The sequence below is a fragment of the Agarivorans sp. TSD2052 genome (genome assembly GCF_023238625.1).
GTDB lineage: Bacteria > Pseudomonadota > Gammaproteobacteria > Enterobacterales > Celerinatantimonadaceae > Agarivorans.
In genome coordinates, this window is the sequence record NZ_CP096670.1 from 2,799,503 (window position 1) to 2,815,834 (window position 16,332).

Here is a 16,332-nt window from a genome sequence, read left to right on the forward strand (position 1 = left end):
ACTAAGTCAAATTAGAACTTAGTTAGCACCTTGTTTGTTCATAATTTCATCAAAAGCAACTTCTTTTTCAGTTACTTTAGCTTGATTAAGTACAAACTCGATAGCTTGCTCTTCTAATACTACGTTACGAACGTTATTCATTAACTCTTCGTTTTTAGCGTAGTACTCAAGTACTTCAGTTGGATCTTCGTATGCAGAAGCAAAAGAAGCAATGTGAGTTTTCACTTTTTCGTCGTCTGCTTTTAGCTCGTTAACTTTAATTAACTCACCTAATAAAAGACCAGTGCGAACGCGACGTTGCGCTTGCTCTGTGAATAACTCATCAGGAAGCTCTGGAGCATTTTGAGCGTTTTCGCCAAAACGTTGCATAGCTTGCTTGCGTAGTTCAACCACTTCTTGAGAAACCAACGCTGCTGGTACATCAATGGGGTTGCTATCTAACAAACCACTTAGTACTTGCTCTTTAGTGCTAGCTTTAAGCGTTTGCTCAAGCTCGCGCTCCATGTTCTTACGGATTTCAGCTTTAAGCGCGTCTAGTTCACCAGACTCGATACCGAACAACTTAACAAACTCTTCGTTTACTTCAGCTAGTTCAGGCTTTTCAACTTTATTGATTTTAATGTCGAAGGCAGCCGCTTTACCTTTTAGGTTCTCAGCGTGGTAATCTTCAGGGAAGTTCACTTCAATAGTGAATTCTTCGCCAGTTTTCTTACCTAGAATACCGTCTTCAAAACCAGGAATCATACGGCCAGCGCCCATAGCTAGATCGAAGCCTTCAGCTTTACCGCCTTCAAATTCTTCACCGTCAATTTTACCTACGAAGTCTAGGTTAACGCGGAATTCGTCTTTGATCATGCCCTTGGTTTCTTTCCAAGCGGCCTGTTGCTTGCGTAAGGTATCGATCATTGCGTCAACGTCTTTGTCGTTAACTTCAGCAACTTTCTTTTCTACTTCGATTGCGTCTAAACCCGTTACTTCAACTTCTGGGAAAATTTCAAAAGTAGCAGTAAAGCTAAACTCACCATCTTTAACGTCACCAGGTTGTAGCGCTGGAGAACCTGCTGGGTTTAGTTTTTCTTGAATGATTGCTTCGTAGAATGAACGTTGCATTGCTTGACCAGTTACGTCTTGACGTACTGCAGCACCGTAGCGTTTCTTGATTACACTTACTGGCACTTTACCAGGACGAAAACCGTCGATGCGAGCGCGACGTGATTCTTGCTTAAGCGCTTGCTCAACTTGTTGTTCGATTTGCGCAGCGTCAATCGAAATCGTAACACGACGCTCCAAGCCCTGAGTTGTTTCTACTGAAACCTGCATTTTATTACCTCGGCTATAGTCAGCACCCTGCTGACAATTTACTTACGTAAACAATGGGCATTTAGCAACTCGCCTTGGCGAGACCGCTGTCCTTGGTTAAGGACCCATAATTTCAAAACGCCGCATTATAGCCGTGGTTTTAGCCTAGGTCGAGACTGATCGCTATATTATCCTAGATATCGCGTAAATATTTGCTACTGCGCATACCTGTTTGGGCAAATCCTCACCACTTCCTACGTATATTTTCCACTTAGTCACTTTAGGACCATTTTCATCGTTAAATATTATCCGCGTCACAAAGCTAGTCTTAATACTCTAAAATGCACTAGGTGAACAATTGTAGGTGTTTGTATACTGCGACGATTAGCCAATGTAGTCATCATTAAGGAACGATGAAGAACGCCGGATTCACATTAATCGAGTTAGTAGTAGTGATTATAATTTTAGGGATCCTTGCGGTAACAGCTGCACCTAAATTACTCAATCTGTCTAGTGACGCACGTATTAATACCATTGAACAAATCAAAGTGAGTGTAAAAGCCGCCAATGATTTACTGACGTTAAAATCCTATATGCCTAGCTATGTGGCTCAACAAGTACCGAACCGAGCAGACTTAATTGACGTGGATATGGATGGTGATGGCATCTTTGATGTGTTCAACCCCGACAGCCCTGATGTGCGCTTAAAGTGGCGTTATCTCGACAATACCGACATCACAAAACGTATTGATATTGACGACACCTTTGTATTGCAAGAACAAGGCATTGCATTTACCTACCTTGGTTACGATCGTAACGACAATGGTCAGGTGACTGACGACAACTGTTATTTTCAGTATACCCAAGCAAGTAACGCCACCACCCCGCCAATTTATGCGTTAATCACAGACGGCTGTTGAACTACCGTTTAAAACGCCTTTTAGTTATCGTTGCGAATAGTTAACTCGCATGCTTCCCCTCCCAATTAGAGTGCCCGTCACTCACGCTCCTTAACACAATCGATGAACACAAAAGCAACATTAAAATAACAATTAGATAACACCCAAGCTTTTGTAGTGTCTGAATATTTTACACTAATGATAATTTGATCATTACCGCTGAGCAACAACTAATGATAGAACAATCACTTATTAGTGTTGGCCCGTTAGGTGCTTAATAATAACCGCAATAAAAGTAAGGTTAATAATGGAATATTAAATATTAGGATAACGACTATGAATATTTACAAAACGATCATTGTCACAAGCTTATTTGCAACAACCTCTCTTAGTGGCTATGCAGCAGAGATATACTTATCTCCCTTTGGGGATGGAGTCTACACCGGCAAGGCTTCGGCACTAAGCATTGTTAGCGAGTCCCATTCAGAGCTATATAATGGCACCTGCGATACTAACGGTTGCATGCCTAATGACAGCTCCACGTTTAGCAATTCAGGAACCGGTGGTTTGATGGGCCTGCTTCCTTATACTTCGGGGCTAGAGACCCTAAACTTAGGGGAAGATTGGTTATTAGATCTCGAATATCAGGGCTTATCTGGAAGCTATATCGACGGTGTAGCTAACTACGACAACTATACCTCCTTTGGGTTCCACCTTCACAACACAGCAACCCAAGAAACAGTTAAAATTGCGGAGCTCGAACTTGTTGATGGTCATTTAGAAGTAGGTAATAGTCATATTGGTGGTTTTTTCAATTACGACTGGTATCAGCCTGGTGTAGATGATGACCTCACCGAAAACTTTTTTAACATTACAACAGGTGGCATGGATGCTTCAATCTATGAACTTTGGCAACAAGGTGTGGAAATAGCGTGGCGCTGGGACTTCAACATAGCAGGAGCAGAAGAGATGGCTTATCGGGGCGACGAAGAGTTAGCCTCGCGAGAGGTAAGTATCACTGGCGAAATGACAATTCATGCCGTTGATGAACCAAGCACCTTAGCGATATTAGGTTTAGGCTTAGTGCTATTGAGCGGGTTTAGTCGCAGACGATTAAGCTAGACAGGCTTCGCCTAAGCACTACGAACCACAATAATAATGAGCAACACTATTAAGCCTCGTCTTTGCTTTCGAGGCTTAATACAGAACTCGGTGATGAGCCAAGGATAAGAGCCGAACTCCCGACCCTCTAGTCCCAAACCAAGTACGTTCAACTACGGTCAAATAACAGAAACAAAAAAGCCCCGTCATTGCTGACGAGGCTTAATGTAGACCTCGGTGATGAGCCAAGGATAAGCGCCGAACTCCCGACCCTCTGGGCATATCCGTAAGCGCCAATGCCCTACAAAATTTCCACCGGCATCAAAGAACAAAAAAGCCCCGTCATTGCTGACGAGGCTTAATGTAGACCTCGGTGATGAGCCAAGGATAAGCGCCGAACTCCCGACCCTCTAGTCCCAAACCAAGTACGTTCAACTACGGTCAAATACCAGAAACAAAAAAGCCCCGTCATTGCTGACTACGCTTAATGCAGAACTCGGTGATGAGCCAAGGATAAGAGCCGAACTCCCGACCCTCTAGTCCCAAACCAAGTACGTTCAACTACGGTCAAATACCAGAAACAAAAAAGCCCCGTCATTGCTGACTACGCTTAATGCAGAACTCGGTGATGAGCCAAGGATAAGAGCCGAACTCCCGACCTTCTGGTCTCAAACCAAGTACGTTCAACTACGGTTAAATAACAGATACAAAAAAGCCCCGTCATTGCTGACGAAGCTTAATGCAGACCTCGGTGATGAGCCAAGGATAAACGCCGAACTCCCGACCCTCTGGTCTCAAACCAAGTACGTTCAACTACGGTCAAATAACAGAAACAAAAAAGCCCCGTCATTGCTGACTACGCTTAATGCAGAACTCGGTGATGAGCCAAGGATAAGAGCCGAACTCCCGACCCTCTGGGCATATCCGTAAGCGCCAATGCCCTACAAACTTTCCACCGGCATCAAAGAACAAAAAAGCCCCGTCATTACTGACGAGGCTTAATGTAGTGGTCGGTGATGAGAGATTCGAACTCCCGACCCTCTGGTCCCAAACCAGATGCGCTACCAAGCTGCGCTAATCACCGAAATTTGACTTAGTATGTTTACCAGATTTTCTCTGGTCCCGCTCTTTATGAGCTTCGCGACGATGCACTACCAAGCTGCGCTAATCACCGAAACTGTTTGGTATATTTAAAGCGTTACCCACGCTTACACCAATAATGGTGCGGAAGGAGAGACTTGAACTCTCACACCTTGCGATACTAGAACCTAAATCTAGCGCGTCTACCAATTCCGCCACTTCCGCAAAACTATCTTTCTGCACATCACTAGGTGATGTGCAGAGTAAATGGGGTGAGTAATGGGGCTTGAACCCACGACAACCGGAATCACAATCCGGGGCTCTACCAACTGAGCTATACCCACCACAAACTTTTCATGCTAATTAAAGCATATAATTGGCGCACCCTGTAGGACTCGAACCTACTACCTACGGCTTAGAAGGCCGTTGCTCTATCCAGATGAGCTAAGGGCGCATCTTTAGCGTCAATAAACCTAGTGTAACACTAAGTTTTAAAATTTGGTCGGTGATGAGAGATTCGAACTCCCGACCCTCTGGTCCCAAACCAGATGCGCTACCAAGCTGCGCTAATCACCGATTACCTTGATATTATATAGAAGGCTAACCCTCTGGTCCCACTCTTTATGAGCTTCGCGACGATGCGCTACCAAGCTGCGCTTATCACCGGTTTGTTTAAAGCACTGTTTTGTGCCCTTCAACGGAGGCGAATACTACCCACTTGAATGGTCAGCGTCAAACAGTTTTTTAATCATATTTACCGTTTGGTCACAGCTTAGCCAAATTGAACAATAATCATCTCAAAACAGCGCTTAATGTCACCAATCACCTTATTAACGGCGCGATCGCCGCCTAAGATCTGTGGCCAAATAAATAAAATCGCCACCTTATTTCTAATTGGCTGATTCATGGTGGTTTATTAATCCAAATCAATAGTAAGGTACGACTAAAGTAGTAGTCTCTCATGGTTTGCTAAAAACACACTATTACTGACGTTGGAATGGAATCTCATGAGCGAAGTAGCTTTATCAATCTTAGTCTTATCCGTTGTTGCTGTTTTAGGACTTTGGTTTGGCGGTTTAAAAATACGTGGCGTTGGTCTGGGTATCGGAGGCGTATTGTTTGGAGGGCTGTTTGTTGGCCACTTTATCAAACAATTTGGTTGGCACCTCGACCCACACGCACTGCATTTTATTAAAGAATTTGGCCTTATCCTTTTTGTTTATACCATCGGCATTCAAGTAGGCCCAGGGTTCTTTGCCTCACTGAAAGCCAGTGGCCTTAAACTCAACTTACTGGCGGTAGGCATTGTACTTTTAGGTGGGGTGACAGCGGTAGCTCTGCACTTTATCTTTGATTTACCCCTTAATGTATTTTTAGGTATATATAGCGGCGCGGTAACTAATACCCCCTCATTAGCCGCAGGCCAACAAATATTACAAGAACTTGGTATGGCTACCGAAGAAACCACGGTGCTAGGCTTAGGTTACGCGATGGCCTACCCCTTTGGGATTCTGGGTATTTTATTATCAATGTGGATTATTCGATTGGCTTTTCGCATCAACATTGACCAAGAAGCTGAAGATTTCGATAGCGCTAAAGGTAAGAAGAAACAAAGCTTACAAGACATTAACGTGATTATCGAAAACCCTAACCTCGATGGCTTGGCCTTTTCTGAATTGAGCAAGCTCATTGGCGAAGATTTAGTTTGCTCACGCGTCAAATCGGATGGTGAACTTAAAGTCCCTACACCTGATATGTTAATGCATCGTGGTGACTATCTGCATCTTGTGGGGCCTAGCCGCCAAAAACTCGAGCAAGCCACATTGATTATTGGCCAAGAAATTAACGAGTCTCTTTCTACCAAAGGCACCCTATTACGCAGTGAACGCGTGGTGGTGACCGAAGAACGTATATTAGGTAAAAAGCTCAGTGAGCTAGATTTAAAACACAGTTTTGATGTGGTCATCTCTCGTTTGAACCGAGCTGGCGTAGAGCTGATAGCAAATAAAGATACCACTCTACAATTCGGCGATATCTTAAACATTGTTGGCCCTAGTGCCGATATTGACAAGGTTGCAAAAAGCTTAGGCAATGTGCGCAGTAAACTGCAACATGTACAAATGCTACCTATCTTTATCGGTATTGGCTTAGGCGTTTTACTTGGTTCATTACCTTTAGCGATACCAAGTTTACCCGCACCACTTAAGTTGGGTTTAGCTGGCGGTCCACTGATTGTAGCAATTGTACTTGCTAGAATTGGCAGTATCGGGCGTTTATATTGGTTTATGCCTCCTAGTGCCAACTTAGCCTTACGTGAGATTGGCATCGTATTATTTCTCGCCGTAGTTGGGATTAATTCTGGTGCTAACTTTATCGAAACATTAGTTGAGGGTGATGGTTTAGATTGGATGTTCTACGGGGCATTTATTACACTCATTCCGCTACTGATCATTGGTTTTATTGGTCGCTATGTTTTCAAAGTCAATTACTTGAGCCTATGCGGCTTAATGGCTGGCTCAATGACCGATCCACCAGCCTTAGCTTTTGCCAATTCTATACACAGTACCTCAGGGGCTTCAGCCTTGGCATATGCAACGGTTTATCCTTTGGTTATGTGTTTAAGGATCCTCTCACCACAAGTCATTGCCGTTTTACTTTGGGTGGCAGCCTAAACCTTTAAGCCTACCCCATTCGGGTAGGCTTTTTTATTTCGACTGGCTAATCTGGTCCTCCGCTGAGGCGAGCGGTTAAAAAAAAGCCATCATTCACTTCAAAAAAATCTGACATTTGTTTGTCTATCATGCCAAAATAGCGCCATCGAGAATCGTCAATCACTAGTTAAAGAAGAATCGATGTCTGCACAAATAATTGATGGAAAAAAAATTGCCTTACAAGTTCAAAACAAAGTCGCTGAACGCGTTAAGCAACGTATAGCTGAAGGAAAACGCGCTCCAGGCTTAGCGGTGATATTAGTAGGTGACAACCCTGCTTCTCAGGTTTATGTAGGAAGCAAGCGTAGAGTATGTGAAGCAGTTGGCTTTATATCAAAGTCTATTGACCTTGATGACAACACCGATGAGCAAGCTTTATTAGCCGCAATTGATGAGCTAAACAATGATCCACTTATCGATGGTATTTTGGTTCAACTTCCTCTTCCTCAAGGCATTGATGAAACCAAAATTATTGAACGCATTCGACCTGACAAAGACGTTGACGGCTTCCATCCTTATAACATCGGTCGTTTAGCACAGCGTATACCTGCACTTCGCCCGTGCACGCCTAAGGGTATCATTACCCTAATCGAATCGACTGGTGTTAGCCCATATGGCTTGGAAGCCGTTGTCGTTGGCGCATCCAATATCGTTGGCCGCCCAATGACTCTTGAGCTATTGCTAGCGGGCTGTACAACAACAACCTGCCATAGATTTACCAAAGATTTAGAAGCCCACGTTCGCCGCGCAGATTTAGTTGTTGTAGCAGTAGGTAAACCACAATTTATCCCTGGAGAATGGATTAAACCTGGCGCTATGGTGATCGATGTTGGCATTAACCGTTTGGAGAGTGGAAAACTAGCCGGTGATGTAGAATATGCAGTTGCCAGTCAACATGCTGCTTATATAACTCCCGTTCCAGGAGGGGTTGGCCCAATGACCGTTGCAACCCTAATAGAGAATACCTTAGAAGCTTGTGAGCAGTTTCACGATAAATAGTGCTTAAAGCGAATGTTTGACAAAGCATTCGCTTATTCTGCGGCAACATAATCAAAAGTAAGCTAATTTTAAAAGGAATTGATATTTAGGAATGCCTATGTTGATCCGTTACCTATTACTTTTAAGTTTAAGCCTACCGTTTTTCAGCCGAGCGGATACGGTTACCTTTGTAACGGAAAACCTGCGTCCATTCAATTATGTTGAAGATGCGCATTTAACCGGTATTTCAGTCGAGTTGCTTAGATTGGTTTGGCAAGAGATGGGCCAAGAGCCCCAAGCCATTAAAGTACAGAATTGGGAAAAAGCTTACTACCTGCTTCAGCACCGACCCAATATGGCGCTTTTCTTAACAATGCGTAGTCCGAGGCGTGAGGAAATGTTTCATTGGGCCTGCCCTATCACCACTTCCGATATAGAATTAATAGCCTTAAAGTCTCGAGCGATAACATTAGATACTGTTGATTCAACTTCAAATCTACTATTTGGCGCAATGAAGGCGAGCGTTGGTGAGCAGCTTTTATTATATAAAGGCGTTGAATACGAACAAATTGCCCTAACCGAAGATTTAGAAAAAGCGCTGCGCATGCTTAAGCGTGAACGCGTAGATGTTATTGCTTCTGAGCCTGAGGTCATCACTCAAACGGCGATTGCGCTAGGTTTTGATGAAGAGCTTTTTGAATCCGTTTACCGTTTAGGTGAATTAGAGGGCTGTTTTGCCTTTAGCCAAGGTACTGACCCCAATTATTTGAAACGTTTCCGCGCGGCATTGACCAAGGTCACCCAAACCGATCAGTATCAACAACTTCTTGTTAAATACCGTATGTAAAAAGGCAGCCTAAGCTGCCTTTTAATGGACAGGGCTTGAGCGAACTAGGCCTTACGCCAAGTCGTCCCTGCTGCCCCATCTTCTAATACAATTCCCATTTCAGTTAGGCGGTTACGTGCAATATCTGCTGCTGCCCAATCTTTATCCGCTCGAGCCTGATTACGAGCAACGATTAACGCTTCAATCTCTGCCACTTCGCTATCATGCTCGCCTTGCAAAAAAGTATCGACATCCTGGCCAAGAATACCCAACACCGCACTTAGCTCTAACAACAAGCTGGCGTATTGCCCGGCTAATGCTGCGTCACTGTCTTTAGCTCGGTTAATCTCTTTGGCTAGCTCAAACAACACAGGTAAAGCTTCTGGCGTATTAAAGTCATCGTCCATTGCTGCTTTAAACTGTGCACGATAATCTTGCGCTGCGCTGTCAGTGATAGGCTGTAGCGCTACACCCCGAAGCGCAGTGTATAGACGTTCAAGGGCTGAACGAGATTGTTTCAAGTTATCTTCAGAATAATTTAATTGGCTGCGATAATGGCCGGATAACAAAAAGTAACGCACCGTTTCAGGGTCGTATACTTCCAGTACATCTTTGATAGTAAAGAAGTTGCCCAAAGACTTAGACATTTTTTCTTTATCTACCTGAACCATGCCTGAGTGCATCCAATAATTAACATAATTGGTTTTGTGGGCACAGCAAGACTGAGCAATTTCGTTTTCATGATGTGGAAAGGTGAGATCGGAGCCACCACCATGAATATCAAATACTTCGCCTAGATGTTTCATGTTCATTGCCGAACATTCAATATGCCAACCTGGGCGGCCTTGGCCCCAGGGTGAATCCCACATAGGCTCTCCCGGCTTGGCACTTTTCCACAGTACAAAGTCTAAAGGGCTACGTTTATCTTCTTCCACTTCAACGCGGGCACCCGCTTGCAACATGTCTAAATTCTGTAAACTTAATTTTCCGTAATCGGCATAAGTGCTGACTTCAAACAGCACATCACCGCTTTCTGCAAGGTAGGCATGACCATTAGCGATTAGCTTTTCGATAACCTCGATGATTTCTGGCATATGGGTAGTTACCCGCGGCTCAATATCAGGTCGTAACATATTCAAAGCATCGAAATCAGCATGCATCGCGGCAGTAAAGCGCTCGGTTAACGCTTCACAGCTCTCGCCATTTTCGGCTGCCCGCTTTATGATTTTGTCATCAACATCAGTAATGTTGCGCACAAAATTCAGCTCATATCCCGACCAACGTAAATAGCGCGCTACAGTATCAAAGGCAACGAACGTTCGCGCATGACCAATATGACAGTAGTCGTAAATGGTAATTCCACAAACATACATACCCACTTTTCCCTCTACTAAGGGCTTAAAAGCTTGTTTCTTGCGGGTCAAAGTATTGTATATCTGTAACATCTAATTGGTTTCCTGTTCCATTCACTGACTAACACTAGAGCGGGATATTCTAACACCGCCCACTAGGAAAAACAGCCGATTTAAGCGTGGTGACTAGTCAGTACGCATAGGAAAGTTTAGAATCGGTGCACTTACCAAAAAAGGGTGAAAAAATGGTTACTTTACATACAAACTTTGGCGATATCGTCGTAAAACTAAATGCAGCTGAAGCTCCAGAAACCGCGGCAAACTTTTTGGCTTATGCTAAAGACGGTTTTTACAGCGATACTATTTTCCACCGTGTCATCGACGGCTTTATGGTTCAAGGCGGTGGCTTTGCTGCTGGTATGGAAGAAAAAGAAACTAAAGCGCCGATTAAAAATGAAGCTAACAACGGTTTATCAAATAAAACCGGTACGCTGGCGATGGCCCGCACCATGGACCCACACTCAGCGTCTGCTCAGTTTTTTATCAATGTAAATGATAATACTTTCCTCGATTTTAAAGCTGAAACCAGTGAAGGCTGGGGCTATTGTGTATTTGCTGAAGTTGTAGAAGGTATGGATGTTGTCAACAAAATTAAAGGTGTTGACACCGGTAATTTTGGCTACGTTCATTCTGATGTACCACTCGAAGAAGTGGTGATTAAGTCAGTTAGCGTAGCGGAATAAACTTCACGTGCCGACCTATTTCATTTCAGATTTACATCTAAGTGAAGACCGGCCCGATATCATTCGGGCCTTTCTTGATTTCCTTGAACAACAAGCACCTGCATCGGATGCCCTTTATATACTCGGTGATCTATTTGAGTTTTGGATAGGCGATGATGAGAAAACCACCGTTGCTAAACAAGTTGAAACCGCATTAAAGACTCTTACTGATAAAGGCGTAGCCTGTTACTTTATCCATGGTAATCGCGACTTTATGCTGGGTAAAGCCTACGCTAAGCGTTGCGGTATGATCTTACTTGAAGAGGAGAAGCTGGTTGAGCTATACGGTAAACAAGTACTGATTCTTCACGGTGACACATTATGTACCGATGATGAGGGGTATCAAAAATACCGCGAAGTTACTCAAAAACCTTGGTTGAGAACACTGTTCTTGTTACTCCCCTTATTCGTTCGGCAACGCATCGCCCACAAAATTCGTAGTAAGAGTAAGCAAGCCAATACCAGTAAATCCTTAGGTATTATGGACGTGAATCAACAAACGGTTGAACAACGCTTTGCCCAATATCCCATCGATTACATGATCCACGGCCACACTCATCGCCCCGAGATCCATCAATTAGCACTGAGTGGTACAACACCAAAGTACCGTGTTGTATTGGGTGATTGGTACCAACAAATGAGCGTACTGTGTATCGACAAAGATAGCCTGACGCTTAGCGCCAACAACCAGCAGCAGAAGCTTGAGCTCGGTCAATAAATTCAACTTTAGGCAATCGCAGTTTGCTTTTGCCAAATCCCATCAAAACATCCCAAGTGACTGATTAAAATAGCTTTAGACTAAAAGTGTTAAAATTGTTTATTTAATAAACTACTTGACGACTTAGCAGACATAACGCATAACTTAACTATAAATGTTGCACTAATGTTAATTTTGCGAGGATGCGCCTATGTTATTTAGTCATGTTTGGGGACTAGCTTCACACACAAAAGAAGAATGGCAAGACATTGATAAGCACCACGAAGGGATTGGTGCGAGCTTATCACATTTACTACTAATGGCGCTGATTCCAGCCATTTGTGGGTATTTCTCAACCGTACATATCGGCTGGAAGGTGGGAGCGAATAGCTTCTCTTTGACTAGCGAAAGTGCCATATTCATGTCGGTGGCAATGTATGCGGCCTTAGTAACCAGTGTGCTTTGCCTTGCGTACGCCGCACAATGGATGGCAAAAACCTTTAACACCGATACCAGTTATCAGCAAACCTTAGAATTGTCAGCCTATGTGGCTACGCCTATCTTCATGGTAGGTTTCGCCGCTTTATATCCAGAACCTTGGTTTGTGATGGTGGCAGGTTTAGTTGGGGTAACCTATGCGGTTTATCTGCTTTACACCGGTGTACCCATTATCATGCATATACCTGAAGAGCGCGGGTTTATTTATGCTAGTAGCCTAGTTACCGTAGGCTTAGTCATGCTAGTGACTATTTTAATCGCCACTGTGATTCTTTGGTCGAGTGGCGCGGGTCCAATATTCGCTAACTAGTTCATTAACTTGCAATAAAAAAGCTCGCTATTCTGCGAGCTTTTTTCTATTTCAAACGTCTTCTTTTAGCCGCTTGACTCTGTGTTCTGGAACGGTGTTTACGTACTGATTTTCTGATGCGTTGCGAGCTACGCACTCTATCATCAATCTTTATCACCGTATTTTCTTCCTTGCTTAGCTGCACCAGCTTACGCAAATAATTGACCTGTTCGAGTGGCATCTCTTGCCAACCACTTCTTGGTAAGCCTTTTGGTAGCGGAATTAAACCATAACGGACGCGAATAAGGCGGCTTACTTGCACACCTTGTGATTCCCACATCCGTCTTACTTCGCGGTTTCGGCCTTCACTAAGTGTCACGGTATACCATTGGTTGATTCCTTCACCACCTTGACGCCTTACTGTCGTAAAGGTGGCTTTGCCATCTTCCAGTTCGACACCGCTACGTAAACGGCGGATCATATCATCATCAACATCACCAAATACACGCACCGCGTATTCACGTTCAACTTCAAAACTAGGGTGCATTAAACGATTGGCTAATTCCCCATCGGTGGTGAACAACAATAAACCCGAGGTATTAATATCTAAACGGCCAACCGCTATCCAACGGCCGTTCTTTAAGCGTGGTAGTCGATCAAATACGGTTTCACGTCCCTCAGGATCATTGCGCGAGCAAATTTCACCTTCAGCCTTATGGTAAGCAAGAACACGGCATATCGTATCTTCAACTTTTAAAATTTCTATAATTCGACCATCAACTCGAACTTCAGATCCTTCTTCGATGCGGTCACCCAATTTGGCTTTTTCCCCACCGACACTTACTCTTCCTGCGTCAATGACAGCTTCCATCTCACGACGTGAACCTAGACCGCTGCGAGCCAGGACTTTTTGAAGTTTTTCACTCATATTTTTTATCCGGATGGTAAAGTGCGCTAAGTCTGAAAGCCTTGCGGCAGTTTTTCAAGTAAAGATTGATCTAATTCTGGCAAATCAGCCAGATCTTTCAAACCAAAGTAGTCTAAAAAAGCAGATGTTGTGGCAAATAGGGTTGGTCTGCCCGGTATTTCTTTATGGCCAACGCCACGGATCCAATGTCGCTCTTTCAATACACTAATAATATGGCTGCTCACCGCTACCCCCCGAATAGCCTCAATTTCCCCCCTTGTTATTGGCTGACGATATGCAATAAGGGTGAGCGTTTCGAGCATTGCGCGACTGAATTTAGGCGCTTTTTCAGCCCACAAGTTCGCCAATTGAGAGGCATACTCTTGACGCGCTCGAAATTGGAAGCCCGAAGCAGTTTCTACTAGCTCGATCCCCGAGTCTTGGTAACGCTGGCCGAGTTCTTCCAAAATCATATTAACTTGAGCACGGGCTAAACCCACATCGGCCAATACTGTGGTTTGTAATTCTTTAAGCGATAACGGGCGAGCAGCGACAAATAATGCGGCTTCTACTAGTTTCACTAAGTTGGGTTTAGAGGCCATGGCTAGCAATCTTCCGTGTTAACTAAAATAACTTGAATTGCCATCAACGGCTGGCTTTGCACACACTTAATATAGCCCTCTTTAATAAGCTCTAGTATGGCTAAAAAGCTCACGACTAAACCGCTACGCCCCTCAGAGACAGTAAATAGCTGAGAAAAATCCACAAAACGGTGCTCTTGTAACTTGGCCAAAATATCACTCATTCGTTGTCGAGTAGACAGCTTTTCCCGTTTAATTTCGTGATGCTCAAAATTTGCCACTCGCTGAGCAATGCCACGCATAGCTTGAACGAGGTCATCCATGCTGACTTCTGGGTACACCCATTTAATGGGTAAGTTTTCTGGTACCGCAATCGAAGCAGGGTAAGTATCGCGTTGCTGGCGAGGCAGTTGATCAACCTTATCGGTGGCATCTTTATATAATTCGTATTCTTGTAAGCGACGAATTAACATCGCGCGAGGGTCGTCCTCTTCCTCATCATGTTCTTGTATTGGTAACAGGGTTCGAGATTTAATTTCGGTCAGCAATGCTGCCATCACTAAGTACTCTGCGGCCAATTCCAATTTTAGCAAGCGCATGGCTTCAATATACTCCATGTATTGCTGGGTAATCGCCAATACGGGTAAGTATTGAATGTCGAGTTTTTGCTTGCGAATTAAGTACAGCAATAAATCTAAAGGCCCTTCAAACTGCTCAAGAATAACTTCCATCGCATCGGGCGGAATAAATAAGTCTTCGGGAAAGTCTAGCCACGGTTCACCATTAACACTGGCTAAGGTTAGCTGTTGAGTTAACGACACCTTGACTTGTTTCACTCGAAAGGGCTGGTATCGCCCGCGCCATGGCGTAAAATTTCAGCTTCATCTTCAGATAAATCGATAACGGTAGTAGGTTGTTCACCTAAATAACCACCGTTGATAATCAAATCTACTTGGTGCTCCAAGGCATCTCTGATCTGTTCCGGATCTGATTCGGTAAAATCATTGCCCGGCAAAATTAAACTTGATGACATGAGTGGCTCACCCAAGGCTTCTAACATCGCTAAGGCAATTTTGTTATCGGGCACACGAATACCAATAGTGCGACGCTTTGGATTCAGTAAGCGACGTGGCACTTCTTTAGTGCCCTTAAAAATAAAGGTGTAAGCTCCCGGAGTACAGCTGCGTAACAGGCGGTAAGCTTGGTTACCTACTCGCGCATATTCCGAAATTTCGGATAAATCTCGGCACATCAGCGTAAAATGATGATTTTTATCAAGTTGACGAATTCGACATATTCGTTCTAATGCGGCTTTATCACCAATATGGCAGCCAATGGCATAGCCTGAGTCAGTGGGATATATCACCACCCCACCCTGTTGAATATGTGCTGCCGCTTGTTTCATTAAACGCTGCTGAGGGTTGTCTGGATGAACGTAGAAAAATTGACTCATAAAGGTTCCTGCTATTTCGATAGCCTTAACAACACTTGAAGGCTATTGGCTTTGCCAACGTTGCCAAATCGGTTGGCACTTTTCAGGTAAGTGTAGCCCTCTACCTAACTCACGCCAAGGGGAAGGATGATGAAAATCAGAGCCTTGTGAAGCACTTAACTGATGTTGCTCAGCTAAATCAGCCAACCAAGATAACTGGTCTTTAGATATTTGAGGCATGGCTATTTCGATACCATCCCCCCCTGCTTCGGCAAACTCAGCGATCAGTTTGCGGACCCATTTATTAGACAACTCATAATGGGTGGGATGCGCTAATACTGCTACGCCACCCGCTTGTTGAATAACGGCTACCGCTTCGCCAATGCTCATCCAGTTATTAGGCACATAGCCGGTATTGCCACGGCTCAGGTATTTATCAAATACTTTATTGAAGTTAGCCGCTACACCGCGCTCTATCAGTACTTTAGCAAAATGAGAACGAGTTAGCGGAGCACTTCCAGCAAGCTGTTTAGCTTGCGTGTATACATCTACGATGCCAACTTTATCTAGACGACGGCTCATCTCGAGAGCACGAATTTCTCGCTTATCTCTTTGCTGCAACAAATTATCTTGCAGGCCTTGATGGGAAGTATCGAGGTTTAAACCTACCACATGGATATCAAAGGCATGCCAGGCGGTTGATATTTCTGTTCCAGCGATAATTTGTAAATGTTTAGCGTTAGCTTGCGCTTCTGCCACTCCGGCAGTGGTATCGTGATCAGTAATAGCCAAAACGTCGACTTGCATGTTTTCGGCTCGCATTACTATTTCTTTGGGGCTGAGGCCCCCATCTGAAGCAGTAGTATGGCAATGCAAATCAAATCGCATTAAATTTCCTAA

16 protein-coding genes and 5 tRNA genes are annotated in these 16,332 nt (G+C 44.1%); 8 read left to right on the forward strand and 13 right to left on the reverse strand.

Features of this window, described 5'->3' with window-relative positions:
* Positions 1-18 precede the first annotated feature (18 nt).
* A complete protein-coding gene (tig, locus tag M0C34_RS12660; protein WP_248712054.1) occupies positions 19-1,320 on the reverse strand; it encodes a trigger factor in 1,302 nt (433 codons plus the stop codon).
* Between the two features lie 392 nt (positions 1,321-1,712).
* Here tig and M0C34_RS12665 point away from each other — a divergent pair, with 392 nt between their 5' ends.
* Together M0C34_RS12665 and M0C34_RS12670 are read left to right on the forward strand one after the other, a co-directional pair.
* Positions 1,713-2,219, forward strand: a complete 507-nt coding sequence (locus M0C34_RS12665) for a type II secretion system protein (protein WP_248712055.1) — start codon at positions 1,713-1,715, stop codon at positions 2,217-2,219.
* A gap of 315 nt (positions 2,220-2,534) precedes the next feature.
* Positions 2,535-3,320, forward strand: a complete 786-nt coding sequence (locus M0C34_RS12670) for a hypothetical protein (RefSeq protein WP_248712056.1) — start codon at positions 2,535-2,537, stop codon at positions 3,318-3,320.
* A gap of 986 nt (positions 3,321-4,306) precedes the next feature.
* On the opposite strand, the gene M0C34_RS12675 is transcribed toward M0C34_RS12670, so the two are convergent.
* From M0C34_RS12675 to M0C34_RS21210, 6 genes are all read right to left on the reverse strand, one after another.
* A tRNA-Pro gene (locus M0C34_RS12675) sits at positions 4,307-4,383 on the reverse strand.
* A 136-nt stretch (positions 4,384-4,519) separates the two neighbouring features.
* Positions 4,520-4,604 (reverse strand) — tRNA-Leu (locus M0C34_RS12680).
* A gap of 43 nt (positions 4,605-4,647) precedes the next feature.
* Positions 4,648-4,723: transfer RNA gene (locus M0C34_RS12685), tRNA-His, on the reverse strand.
* A gap of 33 nt (positions 4,724-4,756) precedes the next feature.
* Positions 4,757-4,833: transfer RNA gene (locus tag M0C34_RS12690), tRNA-Arg, on the reverse strand.
* A 45-nt stretch (positions 4,834-4,878) separates the two neighbouring features.
* A tRNA-Pro gene (locus tag M0C34_RS12695) sits at positions 4,879-4,955 on the reverse strand.
* Between the two features lie 196 nt (positions 4,956-5,151).
* Positions 5,152-5,286: a hypothetical protein gene (locus tag M0C34_RS21210; protein WP_256469273.1), complete on the reverse strand. Its 135-nt coding sequence runs from the start codon at positions 5,284-5,286 to the stop codon at positions 5,152-5,154.
* 100 nt (positions 5,287-5,386) lie between these two features.
* Here M0C34_RS21210 and M0C34_RS12700 point away from each other — a divergent pair, with 100 nt between their 5' ends.
* The 3 genes from M0C34_RS12700 (at position 5,387) to M0C34_RS12710 (ending at position 8,915) form a co-directional block, all read left to right on the forward strand.
* Positions 5,387-7,051, forward strand: a complete 1,665-nt coding sequence (locus tag M0C34_RS12700; RefSeq protein ID WP_248712057.1) for a putative transporter — start codon at positions 5,387-5,389, stop codon at positions 7,049-7,051.
* A 180-nt stretch (positions 7,052-7,231) separates the two neighbouring features.
* Entirely contained in the window at positions 7,232-8,089 is an 858-nt protein-coding gene (gene folD / locus M0C34_RS12705) for a bifunctional methylenetetrahydrofolate dehydrogenase/methenyltetrahydrofolate cyclohydrolase FolD (RefSeq protein WP_248712058.1), read from the forward strand.
* A 97-nt stretch (positions 8,090-8,186) separates the two neighbouring features.
* On the forward strand, positions 8,187-8,915 hold the full coding sequence (locus tag M0C34_RS12710; protein WP_248712059.1) for a substrate-binding periplasmic protein: 729 nt from the start codon (positions 8,187-8,189) through the stop codon (positions 8,913-8,915).
* A 44-nt stretch (positions 8,916-8,959) separates the two neighbouring features.
* Here M0C34_RS12710 and cysS read toward each other — a convergent pair whose 3' ends face one another.
* A complete protein-coding gene (cysS, locus tag M0C34_RS12715; RefSeq protein ID WP_248712060.1) occupies positions 8,960-10,339 on the reverse strand; it encodes a cysteine--tRNA ligase in 1,380 nt (459 codons plus the stop codon).
* Positions 10,340-10,491: 152 nt separating this feature from the next.
* On the opposite strand from cysS, the gene M0C34_RS12720 reads away from it, so the two are divergent.
* The 3 genes from M0C34_RS12720 (at position 10,492) to M0C34_RS12730 (ending at position 12,533) form a co-directional block, all read left to right on the forward strand.
* The gene (locus M0C34_RS12720) at positions 10,492-10,989 is read left to right on the forward strand and encodes a peptidylprolyl isomerase (RefSeq protein ID WP_248712061.1); all 498 of its coding nucleotides are present in this window, start codon (positions 10,492-10,494) and stop codon (positions 10,987-10,989) included.
* Between the two features lie 7 nt (positions 10,990-10,996).
* On the forward strand, positions 10,997-11,746 hold the full coding sequence (lpxH, locus tag M0C34_RS12725; protein WP_248712062.1) for a UDP-2,3-diacylglucosamine diphosphatase: 750 nt from the start codon (positions 10,997-10,999) through the stop codon (positions 11,744-11,746).
* Between the two features lie 190 nt (positions 11,747-11,936).
* Entirely contained in the window at positions 11,937-12,533 is a 597-nt protein-coding gene (locus M0C34_RS12730) for a Yip1 family protein (protein ID WP_248712063.1), read from the forward strand.
* A gap of 46 nt (positions 12,534-12,579) precedes the next feature.
* Here M0C34_RS12730 and rluB read toward each other — a convergent pair whose 3' ends face one another.
* Genes rluB through rnm form a run of 5 tightly spaced genes read right to left on the reverse strand, consistent with a single transcriptional unit; the run spans position 12,580 to position 16,320 of the window.
* Positions 12,580-13,440 (reverse strand): 23S rRNA pseudouridine(2605) synthase RluB, encoded by an 861-nt coding sequence (rluB, locus tag M0C34_RS12735; RefSeq protein ID WP_248712064.1) that lies wholly within the window; start codon positions 13,438-13,440, stop codon positions 12,580-12,582.
* 26 nt (positions 13,441-13,466) lie between these two features.
* A complete protein-coding gene (scpB, locus tag M0C34_RS12740) occupies positions 13,467-14,021 on the reverse strand; it encodes an SMC-Scp complex subunit ScpB (protein WP_248712065.1) in 555 nt (184 codons plus the stop codon).
* A gap of 2 nt (positions 14,022-14,023) precedes the next feature.
* Complete coding sequence (locus M0C34_RS12745) at positions 14,024-14,836, reverse strand: segregation and condensation protein A (protein ID WP_248712066.1); 813 nt, start codon at positions 14,834-14,836, stop codon at positions 14,024-14,026.
* On the reverse strand, positions 14,833-15,453 hold the full coding sequence (locus M0C34_RS12750) for an L-threonylcarbamoyladenylate synthase (protein ID WP_248712067.1): 621 nt from the start codon (positions 15,451-15,453) through the stop codon (positions 14,833-14,835). The genes M0C34_RS12745 and M0C34_RS12750 overlap by 4 nt, the downstream gene beginning before the upstream one ends.
* A gap of 42 nt (positions 15,454-15,495) precedes the next feature.
* The gene (rnm, locus tag M0C34_RS12755; protein WP_248712068.1) at positions 15,496-16,320 is read right to left on the reverse strand and encodes an RNase RNM; all 825 of its coding nucleotides are present in this window, start codon (positions 16,318-16,320) and stop codon (positions 15,496-15,498) included.
* Positions 16,321-16,332 lie beyond the last annotated feature (12 nt).